Genomic DNA, 24,444 nt, shown 5'->3' on the forward strand with positions numbered 1-24,444 from the left:
TCATCCTCTCTTCTGAGCTGCCTATTCCTAGTTGCAGTTAGGGGATTGATCTCGTATTAACCCATTCCCAAAAGTGGAAAACTTCTAAACTTCCGAATGCGGCGTTTGAGAAAAGTCGCGAAATATGTTTTGATGATTTAGAATCTACGACTTTTGAGGTGAAAAGATGGCTTCGCAAAATACAGAAAAAGATTTAAGCACGGTGGCAGACGAAACGATGGATAGCGTAAACCAATTCGTGGAGTACTTTAAAGATACAGACATGTGGATTGGTTTAGGGATCAAGCTCGCCGGTGTCGCGCTCATCATTCTTGGCTTATATATTGCAACAAGAATCTTGACGACGATGGTGGAGCGCGTATTTACGATTCGAAAAATAAAAGAACATGATATTGTCGCTCAGCGTCAAAACGAGACACTTTTGAAACTCGCACAAAATACGATCCGTTATGTAATCGGTTTGATTATGGTCCTGACAGTGCTCGGACAATTCGGCGTCAATATTGCCGGTTTAATCGCATCAGCCGGGGTAGCAGGTCTTGCCATCTCGTTCGGTGCGCAAAGTTTAGTGAAGGACGTCATTACAGGCGCGTTCATCATCTTTGAAAACCAATATAAAAATGGGGATTATGTCAGTTTGAATCAACAGGTCGAAGGAGTCGTCATCGAGGTCGGCATTCGCACTACGAAACTAAAAGGATTGAACGGACAAGTTTCTATCATTCCGAACGGACAGATCATGCAAGTGACGAACTACTCACTAGAAAATAGTGTGGCGGTTGTCGATGTCGGTGTCGCCTACGAAGAGGACATGGAACATGTCGAGTCGGCGATTAAAGAGATTGCGAAAGAAGTCGAGGCGAAGTATCATGACCTCTTCATTGAACCAATCACACTCGCAGGAGTACAGTCACTCGGGGCTTCAGAAGTCGTCTATCGCTTGATGGCAGAAGTGCCACCGACTCAACACTTCGCAGCTGGACGAATTTTGCATAAAGAATTGAAGGCAGGATTCGACCAACGTGGTATTGAAATTCCATACCCACGTACGGTCATGTTACCACCGAACCCAACTCCTAAAGGAGGAGAAGCAGAAAATGCACAGTAAAACTTATGCGTTGAACGATGTTGTGGAAATGAAAAAACCACATGCCTGCAAGACGAACCGCTGGCAAATCACACGTGTAGGGATGGACATTCGCATCAAATGTCAAGGTTGCGGAGCAAGTGTACTCATGCAACGCCGAGACTTTGATAAGCGATTCAAGAAAGTGCTTGAGCAAGGGAACGCCGCAGAATAAGCGGCGTTTTTCTTTAGGTTATGAACGTGAGTTGCGGTTTAATCGTGGACTATCTATAATTGTGAAGGATGTGACGGTGTGGTGTACTGAAGGTACCCACTCCACAGACGGCTTAACATTTCCCGGGAAACACCGGATGAGGAGGAACTACTAGTGGGATTAACAGCAGGAATTGTCGGATTACCAAACGTCGGGAAATCGACTTTGTTTAATGCGATTACACAAGCAGGAGTCGAAGCGGCTAACTATCCGTTCGCGACAATCGACCCGAACGTCGGAGTCGTTGAAGTACCAGATGCACGTCTTGATCGATTGACGGAACTCGTCAAACCGAAAAAGACGGTGCCAACAGCGTTTGAATTTACAGATATCGCTGGAATCGTTAAAGGTGCATCAAAAGGTGAAGGACTCGGAAACAAGTTCTTGGCGAACATTCGCGAAGTCGATGCAATTTGCCAAGTCGTTCGTTGCTTTGAGGACGAGAACATCACGCACGTTGCGGGACGCGTCTCACCGATTGACGACATCACGACGATCAACCTTGAATTGATCTTAGCTGACCTTGAACAAGTCGATAAACGAATCGCTCGCGTTCAAAAAATGGTAAAAGCAAAAGATAAAGGAGCGGTACAGGAGCTTGAAGCACTTGAGATCGTACGTGACGTTCTTGAGTCGGAGCGCCCAGCACGTGTCGCTGAATTAACGGACGACCAACTCGCCATCGTGAAACACTTCCAATTGTTGACGATGAAGCCGATGCTTTATGTGGCAAACGTGAGTGAGGATGAAGTGGCGGACGCGGACTCAAACGAGTACGTACAAGCGGTCCGTGACCATGCAGCAACAGAAGGGGCGAAAGTGATTGTCATCTGTGCACGTATCGAAGAAGAAATTTCAGAGCTCGAACCGGAAGAACGTCTCGAATTCTTACAAGATCTCGGTATTGAAGAGTCAGGACTTGATCAATTGATCCGTGCTGCGTATTCGACACTTGGTCTTGCAACATACTTCACTGCAGGTGAAAAAGAAGTTCGCGCTTGGACGTTCAAACAAGGGATGAAAGCACCACAATGTGCCGGAGTCATTCACTCTGACTTCGAACGTGGGTTCATTCGTGCTGAAGTTGTCGCGTATGAAGATCTTTCAGCAGCTGGCAACATGACGACAGTGAAAGAACAAGGGAAACTTCGCTCGGAAGGTAAAGAATATGTCTTCCAAGACGGCGACGTTGTCACATTCCGCTTCAACGTATAAGTTGATTTACGGAAACGTGTTGTAAAAGTCAAGGAAGTTTGATAGTATATTATGACGTGAGTAAAACAATTGTTTGCTCCTTGCTCCTACAAACCGGTAGGAGCCGTTAGTCCAAGAGGAGGTGAAAGATAATGCGTAAATACGAACTTCTTTACATTATCCGTCCATCAGTTGATGAGGAAGCGAAGAAAGCTTTAATCGAGCGCTTCAACAACGTCATCACTGAAAACGGTGGTACTGTTGAAAAAACAACAGACATGGGTAAACGTCGTTTCGCTTATGAAATCAACAAGATGCGCGAAGGACACTACGTTCTTCTTAACATCGTTGCTGAACCTAAAGCGATCCAAGAAACAGAGCGTCTCATGAAGATCTCTGACGACGTTGTCCGTCAAATGACAACAAAAGACGAGCGTTAATCCTTAACGCCTCGTATCGTGAAAGGGGAGCTTGGAGATGATTAACCGAGTTGTGTTAGTTGGTCGATTGACTCGCGATCCGGAAATGCGTTACACGCAGAGCGGAATCGCCGTAACACGCCTTACTCTCGCTTGCGATCGTCCATTCGCTGGACAAGATGGGAAGCGCGAGACGGACTTTATTGATTGTGTCGTTTGGCGCAAACAAGCAGAGAACGTAGCACAATACTTGAAAAAGGGCAGCATGGCCGGCGTTGACGGTCGCCTTCAAATCAGTAGTTACGAAGGACAAGATGGCCAACGTCGTTACCGGGCAGAAGTAGTCGCCGACAGCGTACGCTTCCTTGAACCACGCGGAGCCGCAGGGCAACGTGAGCAAGCACCATCTGGAGATGTCTTCGGTGGTGGTGAATCAAGTGGATCAGGATGGGGCGCAGGAGCTGCTTCGACTTCATCTCAGTCCTCGAATTCGAATAAAGGTTTTGACGCAGATCCGTTCTCGGGTGGCGGCAAAATCGACTTGTCAGATGATGATTTGCCATTCTAATCATTGTTGACAATAAAAACTAACTTATAAAGGAGGTCTTCACATGGCACGTCGTCCAGGAGGTCGTCGTCGTCGTAAAGTATGTTTCTTTACGTCGAACAACATCACTCATATCGATTATAAAGACGTAGAATTGCTCAAACGCTTCGTTTCGGAGCGTGGTAAAATTCTTCCACGTCGTGTGACTGGTACTTCAGCGAAATACCAACGTCCACTTACTGTCGCTATCAAGCGCTCACGTCAAATGGCTTTGCTTCCATACGTTGCAGAGTAATGTTTGACGAACGGCTTATCCTTTTGGATAAGTCGTTTTTTTGTATTTCATCTCGTTTGTAAGTGTGTAAGTGAAACCGACGAATATGGTATGATAGAGCAGAAACCTTTACGATTCCATGGGTGAACATTACTCATTTTAGGAGGCATACATGCACAGTGGTGAAGCAATAACATCCGTGAAGAACCAATACGCGCGGCATATGATTCCATATGTGATTGGATTCCTTGTCTCGTTAGGATTGGCGTTCTACAGCATTGTGGCGGCAATCACCCTGTTTGTGGGCACGCTGATCTTTTTCATCTATCAGCAAGTGACGATGCGACGGGAACGTAAAAATTGGGAACAGTATGTCCTCTCACTCTCTCATCAAATCGAAGAGGTCGGAAAAGAAGCATTGACGACGATGCCGATTGGGATTTTAGTCTTCGATCAAGACAGACGTGTCAATTGGTATAATGAACAATCGCGCTTGATCTTTGAACTTGATATGGCGATTGGTGTACCGCTTGATGCGCTCCATTCCGCATTCGATGAATTGATTGAAGAGGAAGAGGATGAAGCCACGATTGAAGTGGGTGACCGCGTCTACCGTGTCTATTACAACCAAATACATCAAACCCTTTATTTGTTCGATATGACCGAAGAAGCTGAGATTGAACAAAAGTACGCTCAAGCGCAGACGGTCATTGGTATTTTGTATCTAGATAACTATGATGAGATGTCGACCGCAGTGGATGAGCAAGTGCGAAGTGAAGTAAATCGTCGTGTGACGGTGCTTCTCAACCAATGGGCGCAGCGGCATCACATCTATATGCGCCGTACGGCAGCAGACCGCTTTTTCCTCGTGATGAATGAGCGGACGTTATCCGAACTTGAGAACAATCGCTTTTCCATTTTGGATGAAGTGCGTGATGCAACGAAGGAACAAAGGATTCCGTTGACGTTATCGATTGGGGTTGGATGTGGAGAAACGACATTGACGGAACTCGGTAACTTATCGCAGTCGAGTCTAGACCTTGGACTTGGTCGCGGTGGTGACCAGGCAGTCGTCAAACGTCATAACGGAAAAGTTCGTTTCTTTGGAGGGAAGACAAACCCGACGGAAAAACGGACGCGCGTCCGGGCACGTGTCATCTCGAACTCGATGCGTGATTTGATTCGGGAATCGAGCCGTGTCCTCGTCATGGGACATAAAAACCCAGATATGGACTCGCTCGGGGCTTCCATCGGAATTATGAAGTTGGCTGAGTTTGTCGGACGTGAGGCGTACGTGGTGGTGCCGTCAGGTGAGACGAGCATCGGCATTCAGCGACTCGTTCAAGAGGTAGAAAACGATGACTCGCTATACAGCCAGTTCTTAACCGAATATGAAGCACAACCACTCATCGATGAACAGACGCTTCTCGTCGTCGTCGACACGCATCGTCCTTCACTTGTCATTTCAAAAGACATTCTGTATCGGGCGGAGCGTGTCGTTGTGATTGACCATCACCGACGTGGTGAAGAGTTTATCGAGGACCCGGTCCTTGTGTACATGGAACCTTATGCATCGTCGACGTGTGAGCTCGTCACAGAGCTGATTGAGTATCAGGCAGGAAGTCGCAAGCTTTCGATTCTAGAGGCGACGTCACTTCTTGCAGGAATTATGGTCGACACGAAAGGCTTTACGCTCCGTACAGGTTCACGTACGTTTGATGCGGCGTCCTACTTACGTATTCAAGGAGCTGACACGGTGCTCGTGCAACACTTTATGCGGCAAGACCTCGATGCCTATATCGAACAGTCACAGATTTTGAAAAACACCGAGATTTACGCAGATGGCATGGCGATCGCGGTCGCTTCTGACGATGAGGCCCATCACCAAGTATTGATTGCCCAGTCTGCAGACCAGTTGCTGAATATGGAAGGTGTCAAAGCCTCGTTCGTCATCGCGATTTTACCGGATGGACGAACCGGGATCAGTGCGAGGTCTCTCGGTGACGTCAACGTTCAAGTCATCATGGAAATGCTCGATGGTGGCGGACATTTGACGAATGCAGCGACACAACTCGAAATGAGTCGCGAACAAGCAAACGTCTTGTTAAAAGAAGCAATTGATCATTATATGACAGATGATACTGAAGGAGAGGAATTAGAATGAAAGTCATTTTGAAAGTAGATGTTAAAGGGCAAGGAAAAGCTGGAGAAGTGAAGAACGTGGCAGACGCTTATGCCAAAAACGTCTTGTTCAAGAAAAACTTGGCGGTTGAAGCGACACCTGGAAACCTAAAAGCGTTCGCGGCGAAAGAACGTCGTGCTGAAGAGGCTGCAGAAGAAGAGTTGAAAGAAGCGCAGCAACTTAAGGCAAAACTTGAAAAAGAGACAATCGCCGTCACGACAAAAGCCGGTGAAGGTGGTCGCGTGTTCGGATCGGTCACGAGCAAACAAATCGCGGATGCCCTCAAATCAATGGGCTACAAGATTGATAAGCGTAAAATTGAACTCGAGCACCCAATCAAGGCGCTCGGTTTCACGAAAGTGCCAGTGAAGTTGCACCATGACGTCGTTGCGACGTTGAACGTACATGTACAAGAAGCTTGAAGGTGAGGTAGAGACGGATGAGTGATGCGATTCAAGTCAATACACCACCACATAGCGTGGAAGCAGAGCAAGCCGTCTTAGGGGCGATCATCCTCGATTCGGACCGGTTGATCACGGCCTCAGAGCGGGTCGACCCGGACGACTTTTATCGCGTCAGCCACCAACGCATCTTTGAAGCGATGTTAAAAATCAATGACCGGGGCGAACTTGTCGACTTGGTCACGCTCAGTTCAGAGCTCCAGGCGCAAGGTATTTTAGACGAAATCGGCGGTCTCAACTATTTAGCGGAGGTCGCTGAATCCGTCCCGGCCATCGGGAACATCGGCTATTACTTGAATGTCGTCGATCAAAAAGCGGCACTTCGTCGTCTGATTCGAACGGCAACGAACATCGTTTCAGATGGTTATGAGCGTCAGGACGAGGTCGATTCTGTCCTCTCGGACGCGGAGCGGAACATTCTAAAAGTATCGCAACGGAAAGGGCAGTCCAGTTTCCACCCGATTGGTTCCGTTCTATCGGATGCCTATTCGACGATTGAAAAACTGCATCAGTCGAGCGGTGAGATCACTGGGATTGCCACAGGGTTCACGGATTTAGATAAGATGACGGCCGGTTTCCAACGAAACGATTTGATTATCGTGGCCGCTCGTCCATCTGTCGGGAAGACCGCGTTCGCCTTGAACATCTCGCAAAACGTTGCCGTCCGTACGGGCGAGAACGTCGCCATCTTCAGTTTAGAGATGGGGGCGGAACAGCTCGTCATGCGTATGTTGTGTGCGGAAGGAAATATCGATGCCCAGCGCCTCCGGACCGGACGTCTTGAAGCGGAAGACTGGGGTCGCTTATCACTTGCGATGTCATCGCTCTCACAAGCGGGCATCTACATCGACGATACGCCGGGTCTTCGCGTCAACGAGATTCGGGCGAAGTGTCGTCGCTTGAAGCAAGAGCACGGTCTCGGGATGATTATGATTGACTACTTGCAGCTCATCGTCGGGAACGGCAAACCGGGCGAGAACCGACAACAGGAAGTATCGGAAATTTCACGTACGCTCAAAGCGATTGCGCGTGAACTTCAAGTACCTGTGATCGCCTTGTCACAGCTCTCTCGTGGGGTAGAGAGTCGTCAAGACAAGCGACCGATGATGTCGGATATCCGTGAATCGGGAGCAATTGAGCAGGATGCCGATATCGTTGCCTTCCTCTATCGTGATGACTATTACGATAAAGAGAGTGAAGACGCCAATACGATTGAAATCATCATTGCGAAACAACGTAACGGTCCGACCGGTACGGTCAAGCTCTCCTTCCGGAAAGAGTACAACAAGTTCGTCAATATGGAGACACAAGCCTTCGCACCACCGATGTAACGTCGGTGGTGTCTTTTTTTATATAGGTGATTTGTAAAATAACGAACGAATAGTTACATGTTATATAAAACGTTCGGTATTGGATTGACTTTCTCGCTTTTCAAGTGTACACTTACGGATGGTTTGAACAGAACGTTGATCAATAAGGAGGATTCATTATGTCATCAGTAGTCGTAGTGGGAACGCAGTGGGGCGATGAAGGGAAAGGGAAAATTACCGATTTCTTATCGAAACAAGCCGAAGTCGTCGCGCGTTATCAAGGGGGAGACAACGCTGGTCACACGATCGTCTTCAATGATACGAAATATAAACTTCACCTCATTCCGTCTGGTATCTTCTATTCGGATAAGACGTGTGTCATCGGGAACGGAATGGTCGTCAACCCGAAATCACTCGTGACAGAACTCGCTTACTTACATGAGCGCGGTGTGAGCACGGATAACCTTCGTATCTCGAACCGGGCGCACATCATTTTACCGTATCACCAGCTTCAGGATCGTTTAGAAGAAGATGCGAAAGGTGATGCGAAAGTCGGGACAACACTTAAAGGGATTGGCCCGGCATACATGGACAAAGCGGCGCGTATCGGGATTCGTATCGCAGATCTTCTCGACAAAGAAGTGTTCGCAGAGAAATTAAAGACCGTTCTCGAGTTGAAAAACCGTATGTTCGTGAAAATGTACGAGGTCGATCCAGTTGAATTTGATGACATCTTCGAAGAGTATTACGCGTATGGCCAACAGTTTGCGAAATACGTGTGTGATACATCTGTCGTCTTGAACGATTCACTCGACGAAGAGAAGAAGGTTCTCTTTGAGGGAGCACAAGGTGTCCTTCTCGATATCGACCACGGAACGTACCCGTTCGTCACATCGTCGAACGCAGCGTCAGGTGGCGTATCAAGTGGTGCCGGAATCGGTCCATCAAAAATTCATCACGTTGTCGGTGTCTGTAAAGCATATACGTCACGCGTCGGTGACGGTCCATTCCCAACACAACTCGATGACGAGATCGGTCATACAATCCGTGAAGTCGGGAAAGAATACGGAACGACAACAGGTCGTCCACGTCGTGTCGGCTGGTTCGACTCGGTCGTCGTTCGTCACTCACGTCGTGTCAGCGGGATTACAGATCTTTGCCTCAACTCAATCGATGTATTGACAGGTCTTGAGACGCTCAAGATTTGTACATCGTATGAGTACGAAGGAAAGCATCTTGATGAATATCCGCCGAACTTCCGCGTCCTTGAGAAGTGTGTACCGGTATACGAAGAACTTCCTGGTTGGACAGAAGACATTACGGGCGTCCGTAACTTCGACGACCTTCCAGAAAACGCGAAACGTTACGTGCGTCGCATCGAAGAATTGACGGGTATTGAGTTATTGACCTTCTCGGTCGGACCAGCTCGTGAGCAGACCGTCATCTTGCGTGACATTTACGAAGCATAAGAAAGGGAGCCGTTGCGGCTCTCTTTTTCATTTCCACGGAAATGGACCACGCTTTCTAAGCTGTATAAAAAGAGTTACAATGTAGGCATGTACGTTTAATGATAAGAGGAGGACTCACTGAATGGATCGTACGATTTTAGTGGTAGATGACGAACAACCAATCGCAGATATATTGAAGTTTAAACTTGAAAAAGAAGGTTACCAAGTGCATGTCGCATATGACGGCGAAGAAGCGCTCGTGAAAGTAGAAGAGATTCAACCGGATCTCATCTTACTCGACATCATGCTTCCACTCAAAGACGGCATGGAAGTATGCCGCGAGGTACGGAAGAAGTATGATATGCCAATCATCATGTTGACGGCAAAAGACTCAGAGATTGATAAAGTGCTCGGACTAGAGCTCGGTGCAGACGATTACGTCACGAAACCGTTTAGCTCTCGTGAGTTATTGGCTCGCGTCAAAGCGAACATGCGACGTCATGCGACGGCGCCCGCGCCTGAAGCAAAAGGGGCGAATGCGAACGATATCGTGATCGGCGACTTGACGATTCACCCGGATTCGTACATGGTGACGAAGCGGGAAGAGAAGATCGAGCTGACGCATCGCGAGTTCGAATTGATTCATTACCTCGCGCAAAACATCGGACAAGTGATGACGCGTGAGCATTTACTCCAAACGGTTTGGGGCTATGATTACTTCGGGGACGTTCGTACTGTGGATGTTACTGTGCGTCGTCTTCGTGAAAAAGTGGAGGACAACCCATCGACACCGACGTATATCATTACGCGTCGCGGGGTCGGGTATTATTTGAAGGCAGGAGAAGAAGATTAAACGATGAAACGGACGAACTTCTTTAAATCAATCCAGTGGAAGCTCGTCGTCATCTATGCGCTGCTCATTCTCGTTGCGATGCAAGTCATCGGCGTGTACTTTGTGCGTTCTCTGGAACGGCAATACATCAACAACTTCTCGCAGTCACTCGTCGACCGGGCGAACCTACTGAGCTATAACGTCAGTGAGGGGATCGCCGCGAACGAGAGTGACTCGACCACGGACCAGCAGTTGAACCAGTTACTGGATCAGCTGCTGTCTGACTTTACCGAGAGCACGACGCTAGCTGACGACATTCGAGAAGTCCAAATCATTGATACGAACAGTGTCGTACGGGCGACCTCGAACCAGAACAATCAAAGTCTCGTCGGACAACGGACGGCAAGTACGTTTATCCAGAAGTCATTCGCAACAGGCGGCGCCCAAGAGACGCTCGTCTATGAAGATTCGAATGACCGGATGCGCGTCGTCGCCGTTCCCGTCAAGTCAGAAGTAGACGGAACCACAATCGGCATGATCTATATCGAGGCATCGATGCAGTCTATCTATAACCAGATGGAACAAGTCATCCGAATCCTCGCAACCGGGACGGTCATTGCCTTGATCATCACATCCTTCCTCGGTATCTTGTTATCTCGAACGATCACACGACCGATTGCCGATATGCGTCGGCAAGCCGTCGAGATGCGAAAAGGGAACTTCTCGCGGAAAGTTAAAGTGTATTCGGATGATGAGGTCGGTCAACTCGCCTACGCGTTTAACGAATTGACGGACGAGTTGATGGAAGCGAATGCGACGACAGAAGCAGAGCGCCGTCGATTGACGAGTGTCCTCGAGAACATGTCTGACGGTGTGGTTGCGACCGATCGTTCGTTACGGGTCATCTTAATGAACGACCAGGCACGTGACATGATCGGGGTCGATGAAGAAGAGGCGATGGGCATGAACTTGCAGAGTCTTCTCGCGTTCGAAGAGGAAATCGTTATCCCAGAGGACGGGACTATGCCGGCGAAACTGATTGACCTTAGTACAGATGAGGAACTGTTCCTTGTTCGAGCTTATTTCTCACCGATTCAAAAACATAGTGGACCAATCACAGGTCTTATCGTCGTCTTGCATGACGTCACTGAACAAGAGCAAGTCGAACAAGATCGCCGTGAATTCGTCGCAAACGTCAGTCACGAGTTGCGCACGCCGCTCACGACGATGCGTAGTTATTTGGAGGTCCTTGCGGAAGGGGCTTATCAGGATGATGAGTTGGCGCCTCGCTTCTTAGAGACGACGCAAAACGAGACAGAGCGAATGATTCGCCTCGTCAATGACTTGTTGCAACTCTCGAAGATGGACAGTAAAGAATATAAGATGCAGAAAGTGAAGTTCGACTTTGTGCAGTTCTTTAACGACATTATCGATCGTCATGAGATGACGAAAGGGGACGCGATTCAATTCCGCCGGAAGCTGATGAAACGTCGCGTATACGTGCATGCCGACCAGGATAAGATGACACAAGTGATCGATAACATCATCACGAACGCCATCAAGTTCTCGCCAGAAGGAGGTACGATCACGTTCCGGACGATGCTTCGGGCGAAACGCCTCGTCATCGGCATTAAGGATGAAGGGGTCGGGATTCCGAAGTCGAACTTGAAGAAAATTTTCGAACGCTTCTATCGTGTCGATAAGGCGCGGGCGCGTAATATCGGTGGTACCGGACTCGGTCTATCGATTGCCAAAGAAGTCGTATCCGCTCACGGTGGAGACATCTGGGCAGAGAGTGAATTTGGCCGCGGCACGACGATTTACTTCACAATTCCGTTCGATACGATTGTGGAGGTGAATGATTGATGAAACGGTTTACGATTGCAAAGCCAGAACTGTGGAAGTCGTTCCTTTTGCTCACGTTAATCGTCACGTCGATTGTTCAAACCATCATTTTGTGGGATTATCATCCCACCTATCAGTCAGTCCAATCGGAGACGCAATTGACGACGGTGGATGAGTCTCTCCAACGCCGAGCGAATCAGGTCGTGATTCCGGTTCAAGCGGTCGTTCATGACAACAACGCCGTCTTCGCTTCGAAGAACACCCCGAAGCAGTTGATGCGGGTCATCCGGGATACGTTTGAAGCAAGTGAATTCAAACCGCTCGCCACGAAGAATGTCCCGAGCTTTTACACGGATATCAACGAAGGACTCGAATTGATTTTGCCGGAAGCCTACTATGCGGACACGCTCAGCTATATGCTTCCGGGCACGTACAGTCTGTCTGGGAAAATCCCGCAACGTGTGCTCATCTACATGGAAGACAATGCGTTTACCATTCGGACGATCATGAGTGACCAATCGATTTGGGAAGGGAAGCTAACGAAGGTCGGAAACGGCGACGTGAACAGTCTATTCCTAAAAAACTCGAGTCGGACGATGAAGCGAGTGACGTATACGGATGAACGCGTGAACTATATCCCGGTCGTCGGACCGGAGATGAATGAGTTGTTCGCATATGACGTATCGTCGATTCAAATCGATGCGCGCCTCGACTGGATGCGGGACACATTCTTCCCAGGCGACCCGAACGTCCAAGAAGTCGACCCGGCGAGTTCAGTGGGGGCATTGACGAACGGTGTCAGCGTAGCAGAATATGATGCGAAGCTGAACGCGAGTCGCTATCGGAACTTATCGCGTAACAGCACCGAGCGGGAAACGGCACTCGGATTGGATTCGATCGTCGAATTCGTGAATTTCCATGGTGGATGGGTCGACGAGTCTTCTGAGAATCAAGGACTCTCGCTTCGTTTCGATGCCATCACACCGGCGAACAAAGGCTTTGAAACGACCGTATTCCGTTTTCATGTGAAAGGATTCCCGGTCTTTAGCCAGCGTGAGGCGTTTATCAACAATGACGCCATCGACTTATCCACATTGCGTGTGGAAAACGACGGGGCACAAGTCCGGTCCATCACACGACATCACTTAGAGATTGACCGCTTGATCACAGTCGGCACGACGCAGCTGGCTGACGCGGATGAAGTACTCGGGACACTCATCAATTCTGGACGGTTTGAGAACGTGACCGAGATTCGAATTGGTTATGAAATTGAGTATAACGAGGATACGAGCCGATATGTGACGTTCTCACCGAATTGGTTCGTACGTGAAGCGGGACGTTGGGTTCCGTACAACCAGTCAGAAGATTGGACAGAAAGGATGATGTATCGTGGATTGGAGTAAAGCGAAAACCATTTTAATCTTCGCCTTCCTCGCCTTGAACATCTATCTGTTGTTCCAATTGGTGACTGAGACATGGGCGACCGAAGTCGTGACGAACGACAACACGTCGATTGCACAAATTTTAGACCAACGAAACGTCGACCCGGCAAAACTGCCACGAATGGGTCGGGATATCGGCTATTTGACAGGGTCGTCTGAAGAGATGTCGGCCGCGATGATCACGAAAAATCGGGAGGCTCAACTGGCAACGACGCTCGACAATATGCAACTCGAAGTCGAGCTGAAACAGCCCGTGCCGCTCGATGCCAAGGATTTGCGAACGACGGCTTCGACGTTTGTTGCGGAATATGTTCCGTTTGGAGAAGAGTATGCCTACTGGCGATACGATGAAAAGACGAAACAAATCGCCTTCGTCCAAACGTTTGAAGACAATAAGATTTTCTCGGCACCTGAAGTCGAGGGAGATTCGGAGATGTATATCGGACCATCCCTCATCTTGATTCAATTGAATGAGGCGTTTGAAGTGACGGATTATAAGCAACGTCATTTGAAAGACATCTCATCGAAACCGCAAGACGATCTCGTGTTAACGGCCAGTGAAGCCATCTCTCAACTCGCGTCACGGAAGTATTTCCAACCGAATCAGGAGATGCGGGCCATCAACACAGGGTTTTATAGCTTACCCCTCGACAGCTCTGGCGGTTTGATTATCATGCCACCGCTATGGTCGGTCGCAATCGACGATCATGTATATTTCGTCAATGCCATCGACGGAACGGTAGAGCGCGTCGAGTTTGAAACGAAAGAATGAAAGGAGTGATGGTGTGAGTTTACAGTATAGTGTGTTAGCGAGCGGATCGACCGGGAACGCCCTCTATATCGAGACGGAACGGACAAAGCTGCTCGTCGATGCCGGATTGACCGGGAAAGCGATGCAACAACGCATCGAAGCGATCGGTCGGTCGTTTGATGGGATCGATGCACTGCTCGTCACCCATGAGCACTCCGACCATATTAAAGGAGTAGGGATATTAGCACGAAAGTATAACTTACCGATTTATGCGAATGCGAAGACGTGGGCGGCGATGGAATCACTCATCGGAAAGATTGACCCAGCGTTGAAGTTTCATATCGAGGTCGGGGACATCAAGCAGTTCGGTGATATTGAGATTGAAACGTTCAACGTCAGTCACGATGCGGCGGACCCGATGTTTTATCAGTTTGCCCACGACGGGAAACGCTTGGCCCATATCACGGATACGGGCTACGTCTCAGACCGGATGAAAGGGGTCATTCGTGGGGCTGACGACTTTATCTTCGAGTCAAACCATGACGTCTCGATGCTGCAGATGGGACGTTACCCGTGGAGCGTCAAACGACGCATCCTTGGGGACTACGGCCACGTCTCGAATGAGGATGCGGCGATTGCGATGAGTGAGGTCATCGGTGACCGAACGAAACGGATTTATTTGGCGCACTTAAGCAAGGACAACAACATGAAAGAGCTCGCGCAAATGAGCGTCTCGCAAACACTCGGCATGCGAGACGTCGACTTAGGTCGAATCAAATTGTGCGATACGGACCCGACAATCCCCACTTCGCTCGTTTCTTTATAAGGAAACTTGGGAAAAGACAGTTATCACACTGTCTTGAAGGGGGGACGCGTCGTGAACGAAGAGAGACACCATGAGTATGAACCTCAAGACGTCGAACCTGAAGTACACGAAGCAACAGAAGAGAAATCGACGTATCCGTCTCGGAGCGAATGGCGTCCGAAGCAAGAGGAGCACGTACGCCACAAACCGAGACCGAATATAAAACCGTTGTTACTCGGAGGGGTTGGCGGATTCTTAGGAGCGGCTTTGTTTTTTGTCACAGTGATGCTCTGGGATTCGCCGACCTCTCGTTTTGTGACGAACGAACTGACGCGGACCGAGCAAGCCGTGACCGTCACCGAATCCGACGTCACGACCGCTGTCCTCGGGGCGAAAACATCCGTTGTCAGTATTACGAACATTCAGCGGGCCTTCACCTCAGACTCGCAGTGGGAGGCGGGCGCAGGATCTGGCGTCATTTATAAAGTGGAAGGGAACACGGCGTATATCGTCACGAACTTCCACGTCATCGAAGAAGCGGATGAAATCAATATCGCCTTCTCCGACGGTCAGATTGCGTCAGCGACCATTTTAGGTGAAGACCCGCTCAACGATTTGGCGGTCGCGGAAGTCGAGCTGCCGGATAACATCGATGCGAAACCGATTGTGCTTGGCGATTCTACCGTGCTACAGGCCGGTGAGACCGTCATGGCCATCGGAAATCCGCTCGGTGTCTTCTCAAACTCGGTCACCCGTGGTATCGTCAGTGGTGTCGAGCGGACGGTGCCGGTCGATACGAATAGCGACGGCTTGATGGATTACAACGCAGAAGTCATCCAGACCGATGCGGCCATCAACCCAGGGAACTCGGGCGGTGCTCTCATCAATATTCGTGGAGAGCTCGTCGGAATCAATTCGATGAAAATCGCCGAAGCGAGCGTAGAAGGGGTCGGTTTCTCGATTCCGGTGAACGTGGCGCTGCCGGTCATTGACATGTTAGAACGTGATGGGAAAGTGACACGAGCACAGCTCGGGGTCACAATTCAAGAAGTCATTGCGGTACCTGGTAACGTCCGGGAAGAGTATGGCATCTCATTCGATCAAGAAGACGGTGTCTTCGTTGAAGAAGTGACACCAGGTAGTCCGGCTGAAGAAGCGGGACTTCGCGTCGGCGATATCATCACGCAAATCGGAGATCGCGAGATTAAACGATACGTCGATTTACGCGATGCACTCTATCGAGATGCAACAGTCGGTGATACGATTACGATTGAGTATTTACGTCGCGGTGAAACGAGAGAAACCGAGGCGACGTTAACTGAAGCAACTTAAAGAAGCGGCGACGCTTCTTTTTTAAGGAGGAAAAACTGTGGAAAAAAAAGTATGCAAGGAACATGTTGAAATCGCTTTAGACATCATTGTGGATGAAACAGGGGAGTACCCGTTGTTAGAGGAATTATCCACAAGTGAACAAGTGACATGTGAGTTCTGTGAAGCCGACGCAACATATGTTGTGTCAAGCAAAAACTAATTATCAACATGTGGATTTGTGGATAACTCTGTGGATAACCCTATGGATAACTCCAAAAAAACTGTGGAAAAAGGAAGAATTGGATGAATATTTCAATTATCACGGTCGGCAAACTGAAAGAAAAATATTTAAAGCAAGGAATTGCCGAGTACACAAAACGGCTCTCTGCCTACGCAAAAGTGCAGGAAATCGAGGTCTCAGACGAAAAAGCACCCGAGAATTTAAGTGAGGCAGATATGTTATTAGTAAAACAAAAGGAAGGCGAGCGGATTTTAGCGAAGATATCCCCAGACACGCACGTCATCGCGTTGGCCATTCAAGGGAAGCAGCGGACGAGTGAAGAGTTCGCTCGTGAACTCGATCAACTCGCAACGTATGGAAAGAGTAAAATTGCCTTCGTCATTGGAGGATCGCTCGGTCTGTCCGACGATGTGATGAAACGAGCGGACGATACGATCTCGTTCTCGAAGATGACGTTCCCACATCAACTCATGAAGCTCGTATTGTGTGAACAGATTTATCGGGCGTATCGGATTAATCGTAATGAGCCGTATCATAAATAGCCTTAATTTCTTGAGATTCAGGCTTTTAACGAACCAGGTCGTATTTTTCAATCTGGTTCGTCTTTTTTTTTTTGAGTAGCATATCACGTTAAGAGAAATTGGTTGTAATCGTGTAGGCACTGGAGGACTGAATTAATTATCAAATACTATTAAAAGTACAATAAAAGAGGATTTATTCGTTTTCTATAAATCAGATTGGTTGGCATGGAGTACTAAAGAGTTATATGAAATTCAGAAGTATTAAAAAATGTTGATTTCGTATCAATTAGTGATGTATTTGATACATCTATCCAACTGTTATAGCGATGTTTGGGATGCTAGTTATGTTCCCCGAGTTCTAGTAAGATATTTTATCCATTAGCTTACTAAAGTAGGATATTGTAATAACTTATAAACGATGGAGAGTAGAGAAAAATCAGAAGTTGATAAAAAGGTCAAAAAGTTAGATCTTCATTTGAGGCTAGTAAAAGTGCTGAGGATATTGGAAAACAATAAGGATACAGACGTTCAACTATTCATAGAGTTGTCAAATCTGTACCCGTTAATGAATAATCTATAAAATTTAATAAATAGGGAACTAGTAACTACTAGATTAAGCTAGAAAGAGTATTCGGTTTTTAAACCGAATTCTCATTAATTCGGTCTAAAAACCGGATAAATAACAATTCGGTTTCTGAACCGGATTCTATAGGCTATAATTTAATAAAAAACTTATTGAATAGAGGTGTTTTAAATTGAAAAAGGCTGTATCTATTTTTATTTTAGATGTTTCAGACTCAAGTAAATTCGAGAATGGACGAGAATTGAGTACCTATCTTTATGATTGTCAAAATATGCTAGAAAGTTTAAATAATGTAATAAAAATAAAGTCTAAGTATAGAATGGGTGATGAAATTATATGCTTAGTTGAAGGTTATTCAAGTGCAATAATGATAGCAAATTATTTAATCTATAATTGGTATTACGAAGAAAATATGCCGTATTTTGGTTTATCTTGTGGATTGATAGATGAAGATATTAATGATATTGATATTGAAACTTGGAATCATCTTCTCGTTAAGAAAGCACGTATAGCCAATGATTTAATAAAAGAAGAAAAAAATAGAAAAGGATTAATTGAATTTAATCCACTAAACAAATTCAATGATAATGAAATTGAGTTAATAAATACTTTATTAGACCTTCAAAGTGCAATAATTGTAGATCAAACAAATAAGCAAAGGGAAATCTTGGGTCTATATAGTCTAATTCGTTCTCAGAAAGAAATCGCTAATAAAATAAATAAATCTACATCTACTGTATCTGGTCATTATACTGGAGGAAAATCAGATTTGATTTTAGAGGCAGCAAAGTCAGTTTGTAGTTTTTTGACAATAAAGGAAATACAATCAGGAAGAAGTACTGAAGGTGAGGATGAATATTTAGATATAGTACATGTCGTACAAAAAAAACACGAAGAGTTAGAAAAAGAAATAAGAAAACAAATTTTGAATTACAGATTTAGTTAGGAGTAAAGCAAATGTTGATACTGATTTTAATTTTAGCGCATTTAATTGCTGATTACCCCTTACAAACCAATAAAATAATCGAGAAAAAATTACAAGGATTTGTAGGAGTTCTTCAGCATGTTGTGATTCATCTGTTTACATATGTAGTAATAATCTTTATAAGTTCTAGTATCGGATTGATAAATTTTAACTACCTAATACTTTTTTATGTCTTTTTAATTTGTCTAGCTCACTTGTTAATAGATTTAATAAAAGAGAATTTAAATAATAGAATTGCTAAATGTAAAGGTTTTAGCAGTTATCAAAAATCAATTATGTCAGCTATCTTATACATATCAGACCAAGTAATTCATCTAGGAAGTATAGTAATACTTTCGCTGATGGTATTTGAGAATTATGATAAAGCTGTAACAAATTTATTTAGCAATTTAATCTCTAGTGGTAGTGTTAATTTAGAAATAGATGAAAAAGTGATAATTACATTGATAATAATATTAGTAAATACTTATTTTTCAGGATATCTGATAAGCATAATTTTAAAGGAATTTAAACCTACTAACAAAGTAACTGAAACAATTATTGAAGGTAGTTTTATTAACAACAACGCAGATGTTACATACGAAAGGTTTAGTACAGATACAATCGAAAATGACTGGGTTACTTACTCAACAAAATCAAAAGAAGATATAAAATTGAATAAAAAAATTTCTATTATTAGTGATTCTCCTGCTAAAGCAGGAATGTGGATAGGGATTTTAGAAAGAAATTTAATTTTATTATTGTGTGTGTCTAACAGTTTATCAAGTATCGGATTCTTGATAGCGATGAAAGCTTTAACTAGGTTTAAACAATTTGATGATAAGAGCTTTTCTGAATACTATCTAATAGGAACTATGTTAAGTATTATTTTTGGTATGAGTGCCGGTTTTATAACTAAATTTATCTGGTGATTTTAAAAGATTCGGAGGAATAATCTCTGAATATTTATATTTTATCAAACTTTGATTTTTAGGATAAAGTGATTGTATGTGGTTTTCGGCGATATGGTGAACAATGCTATAAATTATTTTCAAAGAGTCATGTAGAACATTGTTTTATACTTGTTCTAGATGACTTTTTTTAGGAGTTGAATTATATGGGTGTTTGGGGAGTAGCGATTTTATCGAATGACCTTGCCGAAGATATTCGGTTTATATACAAAGATTTACTAGGGGACGGCTATTCGAATGAACAAGCGAGTGAAAAGGTCATTCAAGAGTACATAGATGAGTTAGATACTGAAGAAATGACACTGTTTTGGCTTTCCTTTGCACTTATTCAATGGAAGCTAGGACGATTACAAGATCACGTAAAACAAAATGCTGTAGAGATTATTGACAGTGGAATCGAGCTAGAAAATTGGAACGATGATTTAAAGTTAAAGAAGAAAAGAGAGGCCGTTCTTCTTAAGTTAAAACATCAATTGAATCAGCCTCAGCCCCTGGCTAAAAAGATTCCTAAGCGCTTTGTAGCGGATACGACGTTTAAATCAGGAGACATTGTCAGTTTTCAGATGGACTCTTCCGAATATATCCTGTTAAAAGTGATTGATATTATTGAGCAATGGACACGTGATCGGTACCCGATTTTTGAGATATACGATTGGCAGGGAAAAGAAATTCCTTCATTAGAGGAAATCAGAACATTGAGATTAAAGACCGGATATTATGATGACGATGAGGACATGCCTCGAAAAATTGCCGTGTATCAGTCTGGTAAAAGGGATCCATTCGTCAAGCGGGCTAGTCTCGTTGCTGAAGGTTTTCCTGTAACGAGTGATACGGAACCACCTTACACCTTATTGTCTTGGAAAGGTCTGAATGCGTTTATTTGTGATATGCATCTAAATGGAAATGAAACTTGACTATGTAAAATGCATTGAGGAAATAGAGTGATAACCAAATGCTAATTTCACCATAAATCCTCTTGAAAGGAATGACTTGAAGAAAGACTATCTCCAATTGAATTGCAATTAGTGGAGGGTGGTACAGGATTCACAAACCTTTCAATGGTCAAACTTTACAATGAAGCAAATGAATTTGACAAAAGTGAAGAACGTGACTATCCATGAAAAGTATCTAAGTTTGACCTCAAATTTATGTTGTTAATCTGGTTATTAATAAAAAAATTTGAGGTCATAGATGATATATAACCTACAAAAAGTTGATAGTGTACTACAGATTACACTAAGATACTCTTCGCTACTTTATCTAAAAATTTCTTTCTTCGACGATCTTTCCCGCTACTCGTAAATGAGCTGTTCACCCATTTCACATTTTTAAGTCCAATTCCTTTAAATGTTCCGCGAATAAGAGTCCCCTTAATGGGGTTCCCGGCTAAAAATCTTAAATACCACGTAGGCACTTCCGAAGTGGTAATGACAGTAGTCTTTTTTATATGAGTGAGTAATCCTTTCAATCCGGTAGATTCCTCTACATAGGCAAAATTTTTCAACATAACCTTGTCAAAAAAGCCTTTTAAAATAGCTGGTACATCAAACCACCAAACAGGAAAAATAAAAACTAATTCATCGCTATCGCTCAGCATCTTCTGATATTGGTTCACTAGTTGATCTCGAGATTGACCTTTCGAATAAAGAGATAAATCCGATTCATTTAAAACAGGATTAAATTGATCTTTATTTAAGTCAATGATTTGGTAGTCTTTTTTCTTGAGTACTAATTGTTCGATTGTTGTATCCATGATGGATTTATTGAAACTGCCATGCCATGGATGAGCCAAAATAATCGTTGTTTTCATAAGTGATCCTCCTAGTATGATTAGAATTTGAATAAATTAAATTTGAGCATTTGATATTATTTGAACAATTGCTCAAATAATATACCTGCAATATAATGTTAGTGTAGACATTGCGTCAATACGTATTGAGGTATTCATACAAATCTCTCATTCTGTACAAATTAAGGAGTACTTATGCTAAAGCAAAAACCTATAAATACGAATTCTAAGAGGTCAATCAATCTTTTAGTGGATACTATGTTGGAATTAATGCGTCGAACGAACTTTACGAGTATTACGATATCAGAACTTACTAAAACTGCTGGATTGGCGCGAAATACATTTTATGCTCATTTTGATACGAAAGAGGATGTACTCACCTATCACATGTATGAAATATTTAGGCAGAGAATTCAACTTGCATTAACAGAAGCGGGACAGGAGCAGCTTGATTTCGATACGTTATATTTTGAGATATGGAGTGACAACCTCGAATTCTTGAATCTCTTAAAAGAAAATGATTTACTTCCGCTTTTGAACCGCTTTGAGGAACATTTCGATTTACTTTGTACGGATTTTCAAATTTATGAGAATTGCAACGTGTCCGAAAAAGCGGAAGTGTATGCGAATGCGGTATACGCAGATTCATTAGCCAGTATTGTGAAAAGGTGGATGAAGACCGGTATGAAAGAAACACCACAAGAGTTAAGTGACATTTTTAAAGAATTCATTCGGTGAACATTTTTTTAGTTTGCTTGGAATCGAAGTAGGAAATGAAGTCACATATTCGGTTTCTTAAATAACTGATCAAAATAATAGGAGAGTTTTATGAATCACACCATCAGTCTTCTAACAAATCAAATCGCTCCCGATTTTTTAACGACCTTCGTACGCTTTCAGGAAACGCATCGCATCTATGCCGTGGATTCAAATGGTGAGCTTTATCAAAAAGACGAGCATTACATCGATGAATGGGATGACGCGAAAAAACAACAGGTCATTGAGATTCTTAACTACTACATCGACCGTGGCGGCGTTGTTGTGGCAATCCAAAAAAGTGAAATGTTACTTGGCTTTGCCGGACTGGATGGACACCTGCTCGGAACGGAAGGCCAGTATTTAAATCTGGGCTTCATTCATGTGAGTCGTCCTAATCGTGGACAGGGGATTGGTAAAGTGTTATTTGAACGTGTCTGTCAGGCAGCAATCGAACGAGGCGCGAAAAAGCTATACATCGGAGCGAACCCGGCCGTCGATACATATCATTTCTATGAAGCGATGGGATGCATAGTAGCCGAAGAAATCGTGCCACAAATCTATAAAGAACAACCACTCGATTTACAACTCGAATATGTTTTACCGTCTCCTGAGACCGCATCGTAACGATGCGGTCTTTTTCATGCAGAAAATCGCTCAACTCCAAGTTTTTTCTCCTATGAAGAATTGACCGATTTCGAAAAATTGTGATAGAATCACAAGGCAAATGATTATCATTATCAGTCAAAAAGAATAGATGAAATCGAACAGTTGGAGTGAACGTGAGAGGATGAATACAATGAGCACGCTTGAAGCATATAACATGGCATTTAAAAACGGATTGGAATTAGAGGACGATGTGGTTCTCGAGGACATGAAGCTCGGAGAATCGACGGAATGGGATTCGATTGGACACATGACGCTCATCGCAGAAATCGAGGATGCGTTTGACGTCTATATCGACTCGGATGAAATGACGGAGTTCCATTCGTATCAGTCTGGCATCGCGTTGCTGCAGCGCCTCGGTGTGGACATCCAGTCATGACGCTTTTTCAAACACTCGAGCAGTACATGGATCGCGAGGCGGTCTATGAGGACCATTCTTACACATACGGCGAGATGTTGGAGGTCGGCGACTCGATTTGTCAAGAAGTCGGCGAACGGTCGCTCGTCTTCTGTCTATGTGCCAACCGGGTCGAGTCGCTCTTCGGCTATGTCGGTTTTATTCGGGGACGCGTCGTACCCGTCTTGTTAGACGCGGATATCCCAGCCGAGCAATTACAGAAGTTGATGGAACGGTATGAACCGACGCACGTATGGGCACCGGAATCGAGAGACGATTTGGTGAACTCCTTGGATGCTTACTATGGTTACGGTGGTTACGCCTTGTTTGAAACAGGAGCAACAGTTCACCATGAACTTCATGAAGAGTTGGCCCTTCTGTTGACGACTTCAGGGAGTACCGGAAGTCCGAAATTGGTCCGTCTCACGTATAACAATCTATCAGCAAACGCCACATCAATCATCGACTATCTCGACATCGATCAGACGGATAAACCGATTACGACCCTTCCGATGAACTATTCGTATGGGCTCTCGATTATCAACAGTCATCTGTTGAAAGGGGCGACCATCATCCTAACAGACCGTTCGATCGTTCAAAAAGAGTTTTGGGAGTTGTGTCGTGTTGAGCAGGCGACGACGTTTGGTGGCGTACCGTTTCATTACGAGATGTTAAAACGTTTGAAATTTGAGGCGTATGATTTGCCAAGTTTGAAGAAGTTGACGCAAGCGGGTGGAAAGTTGGACCCAACGCTCGCCCATCACTTCGCGACGGTGTGTGAAGAAAAAGGGATTCAATTTTTCATCATGTACGGCCAAACGGAGGCGACGGCTCGGATGTCGTATTTACCGGATCGGATGCATGCGAAAAAAGCAGGAAGTATCGGAATCGCCATCCCTGGTGGAACACTCTCGTTACGAGATGAAGCCGGGAACGACATCAAAGATGCGAACGTGACGGGCGAATTAGTATATCAAGGCGACAATGTGTCGTTCGGATACGCGACCTCGTTAGCTGACCTTGCGAAAGGTGACGACAATCAAGGTGTCTTACGTACGGGTGACATGGCGTATCGCGACGAGGATGGGTATTTCTTCATCGTCGGCCGCATCAAGCGCATGATTAAACTGTATGGAAGTCGAATCAGCTTGGACGAAGTCGAGACTCTCCTTCGAGAGCACGGACATGACTGCGTCTGTGCGGGGGAAGACGACCAATTATACGTGTATACGTTGCAAGATGACGTCGCACGCATTCAAAAAATCATCAAAGAACAAATCAAGGTGAAAGGTGTTCGGGTGATGCAGATTGACGAGATTCCACGTAATTCGTTCGGAAAGATTCGTTATGCCGCATTGCCGAAGCGAGAACTTGTGACCACCTGATTGTCAGGAA

The 24,444-nt window shown here is 45.1% G+C and carries 26 protein-coding genes; 25 read left to right on the plus strand and 1 reads right to left on the minus strand.

Annotated elements, in window-relative coordinates:
- Positions 1-166: 166 nt before the first annotated feature.
- The 21 genes from KNO86_RS11995 to KNO86_RS12095 all read left to right on the plus strand — a co-directional run bounded on the left by KNO86_RS11995 (position 167) and on the right by KNO86_RS12095 (position 20,355).
- Entirely contained in the window at positions 167-1,108 is a 942-nt protein-coding gene (locus KNO86_RS11995) for a mechanosensitive ion channel family protein (RefSeq protein ID WP_214696521.1), read from the plus strand.
- On the plus strand, positions 1,098-1,301 hold the full coding sequence (locus KNO86_RS12000) for a DUF951 domain-containing protein (protein WP_214696523.1): 204 nt from the start codon (positions 1,098-1,100) through the stop codon (positions 1,299-1,301). Before KNO86_RS11995 ends, KNO86_RS12000 begins: the two co-directional genes overlap by 11 nt.
- A gap of 153 nt (positions 1,302-1,454) precedes the next feature.
- Positions 1,455-2,555, plus strand: coding sequence for a redox-regulated ATPase YchF (gene ychF, locus KNO86_RS12005; RefSeq protein WP_214696529.1), 1,101 nt, complete (start codon positions 1,455-1,457; stop codon positions 2,553-2,555).
- Between the two features lie 131 nt (positions 2,556-2,686).
- Complete coding sequence (rpsF, locus tag KNO86_RS12010; protein ID WP_074034039.1) at positions 2,687-2,974, plus strand: 30S ribosomal protein S6; 288 nt, start codon at positions 2,687-2,689, stop codon at positions 2,972-2,974.
- A 37-nt stretch (positions 2,975-3,011) separates the two neighbouring features.
- Positions 3,012-3,521, plus strand: coding sequence for a single-stranded DNA-binding protein (gene ssb / locus KNO86_RS12015; protein WP_074034037.1), 510 nt, complete (start codon positions 3,012-3,014; stop codon positions 3,519-3,521).
- Positions 3,522-3,564: 43 nt separating this feature from the next.
- Positions 3,565-3,795, plus strand: coding sequence for a 30S ribosomal protein S18 (gene rpsR, locus KNO86_RS12020; RefSeq protein WP_015880232.1), 231 nt, complete (start codon positions 3,565-3,567; stop codon positions 3,793-3,795).
- 151 nt (positions 3,796-3,946) lie between these two features.
- The gene (locus tag KNO86_RS12025; RefSeq protein WP_214696531.1) at positions 3,947-5,938 is read left to right on the plus strand and encodes a DHH family phosphoesterase; all 1,992 of its coding nucleotides are present in this window, start codon (positions 3,947-3,949) and stop codon (positions 5,936-5,938) included.
- Positions 5,935-6,378 carry a 50S ribosomal protein L9 gene (gene rplI / locus KNO86_RS12030; RefSeq protein ID WP_214696532.1) on the plus strand — a complete coding sequence of 148 codons (444 nt, stop codon included), beginning with the start codon at positions 5,935-5,937 and terminating at the stop codon, positions 6,376-6,378. Before KNO86_RS12025 ends, rplI begins: the two co-directional genes overlap by 4 nt.
- 17 nt (positions 6,379-6,395) lie before the next feature.
- On the plus strand, positions 6,396-7,748 hold the full coding sequence (gene dnaB, locus KNO86_RS12035) for a replicative DNA helicase (protein WP_015880235.1): 1,353 nt from the start codon (positions 6,396-6,398) through the stop codon (positions 7,746-7,748).
- A gap of 158 nt (positions 7,749-7,906) precedes the next feature.
- A complete protein-coding gene (locus KNO86_RS12040; RefSeq protein ID WP_074034026.1) occupies positions 7,907-9,196 on the plus strand; it encodes an adenylosuccinate synthase in 1,290 nt (429 codons plus the stop codon).
- A gap of 121 nt (positions 9,197-9,317) precedes the next feature.
- On the plus strand, positions 9,318-10,028 hold the full coding sequence (gene yycF / locus KNO86_RS12045; protein WP_214696534.1) for a response regulator YycF: 711 nt from the start codon (positions 9,318-9,320) through the stop codon (positions 10,026-10,028).
- Positions 10,029-10,031: 3 nt separating this feature from the next.
- Positions 10,032-11,873 (plus strand): cell wall metabolism sensor histidine kinase WalK, encoded by a 1,842-nt coding sequence (gene walK / locus KNO86_RS12050; RefSeq protein ID WP_074034022.1) that lies wholly within the window; start codon positions 10,032-10,034, stop codon positions 11,871-11,873.
- Positions 11,873-13,255 (plus strand): two-component system activity regulator YycH, encoded by a 1,383-nt coding sequence (gene yycH / locus KNO86_RS12055; protein ID WP_214696535.1) that lies wholly within the window; start codon positions 11,873-11,875, stop codon positions 13,253-13,255. Before walK ends, yycH begins: the two co-directional genes overlap by 1 nt.
- Positions 13,242-14,066 (plus strand): two-component system regulatory protein YycI, encoded by an 825-nt coding sequence (locus tag KNO86_RS12060; protein ID WP_214696544.1) that lies wholly within the window; start codon positions 13,242-13,244, stop codon positions 14,064-14,066. Before yycH ends, KNO86_RS12060 begins: the two co-directional genes overlap by 14 nt.
- A gap of 13 nt (positions 14,067-14,079) precedes the next feature.
- Positions 14,080-14,871, plus strand: coding sequence for an MBL fold metallo-hydrolase (locus KNO86_RS12065; protein ID WP_074034013.1), 792 nt, complete (start codon positions 14,080-14,082; stop codon positions 14,869-14,871).
- Positions 14,872-14,922: 51 nt separating this feature from the next.
- Positions 14,923-16,182, plus strand: coding sequence for a S1C family serine protease (locus tag KNO86_RS12070; protein WP_214696546.1), 1,260 nt, complete (start codon positions 14,923-14,925; stop codon positions 16,180-16,182).
- Between the two features lie 37 nt (positions 16,183-16,219).
- Positions 16,220-16,381 carry a CxxH/CxxC protein gene (locus KNO86_RS12075; RefSeq protein ID WP_214696548.1) on the plus strand — a complete coding sequence of 54 codons (162 nt, stop codon included), beginning with the start codon at positions 16,220-16,222 and terminating at the stop codon, positions 16,379-16,381.
- 83 nt (positions 16,382-16,464) lie between these two features.
- Positions 16,465-16,944, plus strand: coding sequence for a 23S rRNA (pseudouridine(1915)-N(3))-methyltransferase RlmH (rlmH, locus tag KNO86_RS12080; RefSeq protein ID WP_214696550.1), 480 nt, complete (start codon positions 16,465-16,467; stop codon positions 16,942-16,944).
- Positions 16,945-17,678: 734 nt separating this feature from the next.
- Entirely contained in the window at positions 17,679-18,452 is a 774-nt protein-coding gene (locus KNO86_RS12085; RefSeq protein WP_214696552.1) for a helix-turn-helix domain-containing protein, read from the plus strand.
- An 11-nt stretch (positions 18,453-18,463) separates the two neighbouring features.
- Positions 18,464-19,402: a DUF3307 domain-containing protein gene (locus KNO86_RS12090; protein WP_214696554.1), complete on the plus strand. Its 939-nt coding sequence runs from the start codon at positions 18,464-18,466 to the stop codon at positions 19,400-19,402.
- 185 nt (positions 19,403-19,587) lie between these two features.
- The gene (locus tag KNO86_RS12095; protein ID WP_214696556.1) at positions 19,588-20,355 is read left to right on the plus strand and encodes a hypothetical protein; all 768 of its coding nucleotides are present in this window, start codon (positions 19,588-19,590) and stop codon (positions 20,353-20,355) included.
- Positions 20,356-20,672: 317 nt separating this feature from the next.
- On the opposite strand, the gene KNO86_RS12100 is transcribed toward KNO86_RS12095, so the two are convergent.
- The gene (locus KNO86_RS12100) at positions 20,673-21,251 is read right to left on the minus strand and encodes an NAD(P)H-dependent oxidoreductase (RefSeq protein ID WP_214696558.1); all 579 of its coding nucleotides are present in this window, start codon (positions 21,249-21,251) and stop codon (positions 20,673-20,675) included.
- 174 nt (positions 21,252-21,425) lie between these two features.
- On the opposite strand from KNO86_RS12100, the gene KNO86_RS12105 reads away from it, so the two are divergent.
- The 4 genes from KNO86_RS12105 (at position 21,426) to KNO86_RS12120 (ending at position 24,434) form a co-directional block, all read left to right on the plus strand.
- Positions 21,426-21,968 carry a TetR/AcrR family transcriptional regulator gene (locus KNO86_RS12105; protein WP_214696560.1) on the plus strand — a complete coding sequence of 181 codons (543 nt, stop codon included), beginning with the start codon at positions 21,426-21,428 and terminating at the stop codon, positions 21,966-21,968.
- Positions 21,969-22,058: 90 nt separating this feature from the next.
- Complete coding sequence (locus tag KNO86_RS12110) at positions 22,059-22,613, plus strand: GNAT family N-acetyltransferase (protein ID WP_214696562.1); 555 nt, start codon at positions 22,059-22,061, stop codon at positions 22,611-22,613.
- A gap of 172 nt (positions 22,614-22,785) precedes the next feature.
- Positions 22,786-23,031 carry an acyl carrier protein gene (locus KNO86_RS12115; protein WP_214696564.1) on the plus strand — a complete coding sequence of 82 codons (246 nt, stop codon included), beginning with the start codon at positions 22,786-22,788 and terminating at the stop codon, positions 23,029-23,031.
- Complete coding sequence (locus tag KNO86_RS12120) at positions 23,028-24,434, plus strand: AMP-binding protein (protein WP_214696566.1); 1,407 nt, start codon at positions 23,028-23,030, stop codon at positions 24,432-24,434. Before KNO86_RS12115 ends, KNO86_RS12120 begins: the two co-directional genes overlap by 4 nt.
- Positions 24,435-24,444: the final 10 nt, after the last annotated feature.

This window comes from Exiguobacterium sp. s160 (genome assembly GCF_018617575.1).
Classification (GTDB): domain Bacteria; phylum Bacillota; class Bacilli; order Exiguobacteriales; family Exiguobacteriaceae; genus Exiguobacterium; species Exiguobacterium aestuarii_A.

Excerpts from the sequence above, each read along its gene's own strand:
- dnaB (WP_015880235.1), top strand. The coding sequence starts at position 6,396 with ATGAGTGATGCGATTCAAGTCAATACACCACCACATAGCGTGGAAGCA.
- KNO86_RS12040 (WP_074034026.1), top strand. The coding sequence starts at position 7,907 with ATGTCATCAGTAGTCGTAGTGGGAACGCAGTGGGGCGATGAAGGGAAA.
- yycF (WP_214696534.1), top strand. The coding sequence starts at position 9,318 with ATGGATCGTACGATTTTAGTGGTAGATGACGAACAACCAATCGCAGAT.
- KNO86_RS12100 (WP_214696558.1), bottom strand. The coding sequence starts at position 21,251 with ATGAAAACAACGATTATTTTGGCTCATCCATGGCATGGCAGTTTCAAT.
- KNO86_RS12120 (WP_214696566.1), top strand. The coding sequence starts at position 23,028 with ATGACGCTTTTTCAAACACTCGAGCAGTACATGGATCGCGAGGCGGTC.
- KNO86_RS12000 (WP_214696523.1), top strand. The coding sequence starts at position 1,098 with ATGCACAGTAAAACTTATGCGTTGAACGATGTTGTGGAAATGAAAAAA.
- rpsR (WP_015880232.1), top strand. The coding sequence starts at position 3,565 with ATGGCACGTCGTCCAGGAGGTCGTCGTCGTCGTAAAGTATGTTTCTTT.
- KNO86_RS11995 (WP_214696521.1), top strand. The coding sequence starts at position 167 with ATGGCTTCGCAAAATACAGAAAAAGATTTAAGCACGGTGGCAGACGAA.
- KNO86_RS12090 (WP_214696554.1), top strand. The coding sequence starts at position 18,464 with ATGTTGATACTGATTTTAATTTTAGCGCATTTAATTGCTGATTACCCC.
- KNO86_RS12025 (WP_214696531.1), top strand. The coding sequence starts at position 3,947 with ATGCACAGTGGTGAAGCAATAACATCCGTGAAGAACCAATACGCGCGG.
- ssb (WP_074034037.1), top strand. The coding sequence starts at position 3,012 with ATGATTAACCGAGTTGTGTTAGTTGGTCGATTGACTCGCGATCCGGAA.
- walK (WP_074034022.1), top strand. The coding sequence starts at position 10,032 with ATGAAACGGACGAACTTCTTTAAATCAATCCAGTGGAAGCTCGTCGTC.
- KNO86_RS12095 (WP_214696556.1), top strand. The coding sequence starts at position 19,588 with ATGGGTGTTTGGGGAGTAGCGATTTTATCGAATGACCTTGCCGAAGAT.
- rpsF (WP_074034039.1), top strand. The coding sequence starts at position 2,687 with ATGCGTAAATACGAACTTCTTTACATTATCCGTCCATCAGTTGATGAG.
- rplI (WP_214696532.1), top strand. The coding sequence starts at position 5,935 with ATGAAAGTCATTTTGAAAGTAGATGTTAAAGGGCAAGGAAAAGCTGGA.
- KNO86_RS12115 (WP_214696564.1), top strand. The coding sequence starts at position 22,786 with ATGAGCACGCTTGAAGCATATAACATGGCATTTAAAAACGGATTGGAA.
- KNO86_RS12105 (WP_214696560.1), top strand. The coding sequence starts at position 21,426 with ATGCTAAAGCAAAAACCTATAAATACGAATTCTAAGAGGTCAATCAAT.
- rlmH (WP_214696550.1), top strand. The coding sequence starts at position 16,465 with ATGAATATTTCAATTATCACGGTCGGCAAACTGAAAGAAAAATATTTA.
- yycH (WP_214696535.1), top strand. The coding sequence starts at position 11,873 with ATGAAACGGTTTACGATTGCAAAGCCAGAACTGTGGAAGTCGTTCCTT.
- KNO86_RS12110 (WP_214696562.1), top strand. The coding sequence starts at position 22,059 with ATGAATCACACCATCAGTCTTCTAACAAATCAAATCGCTCCCGATTTT.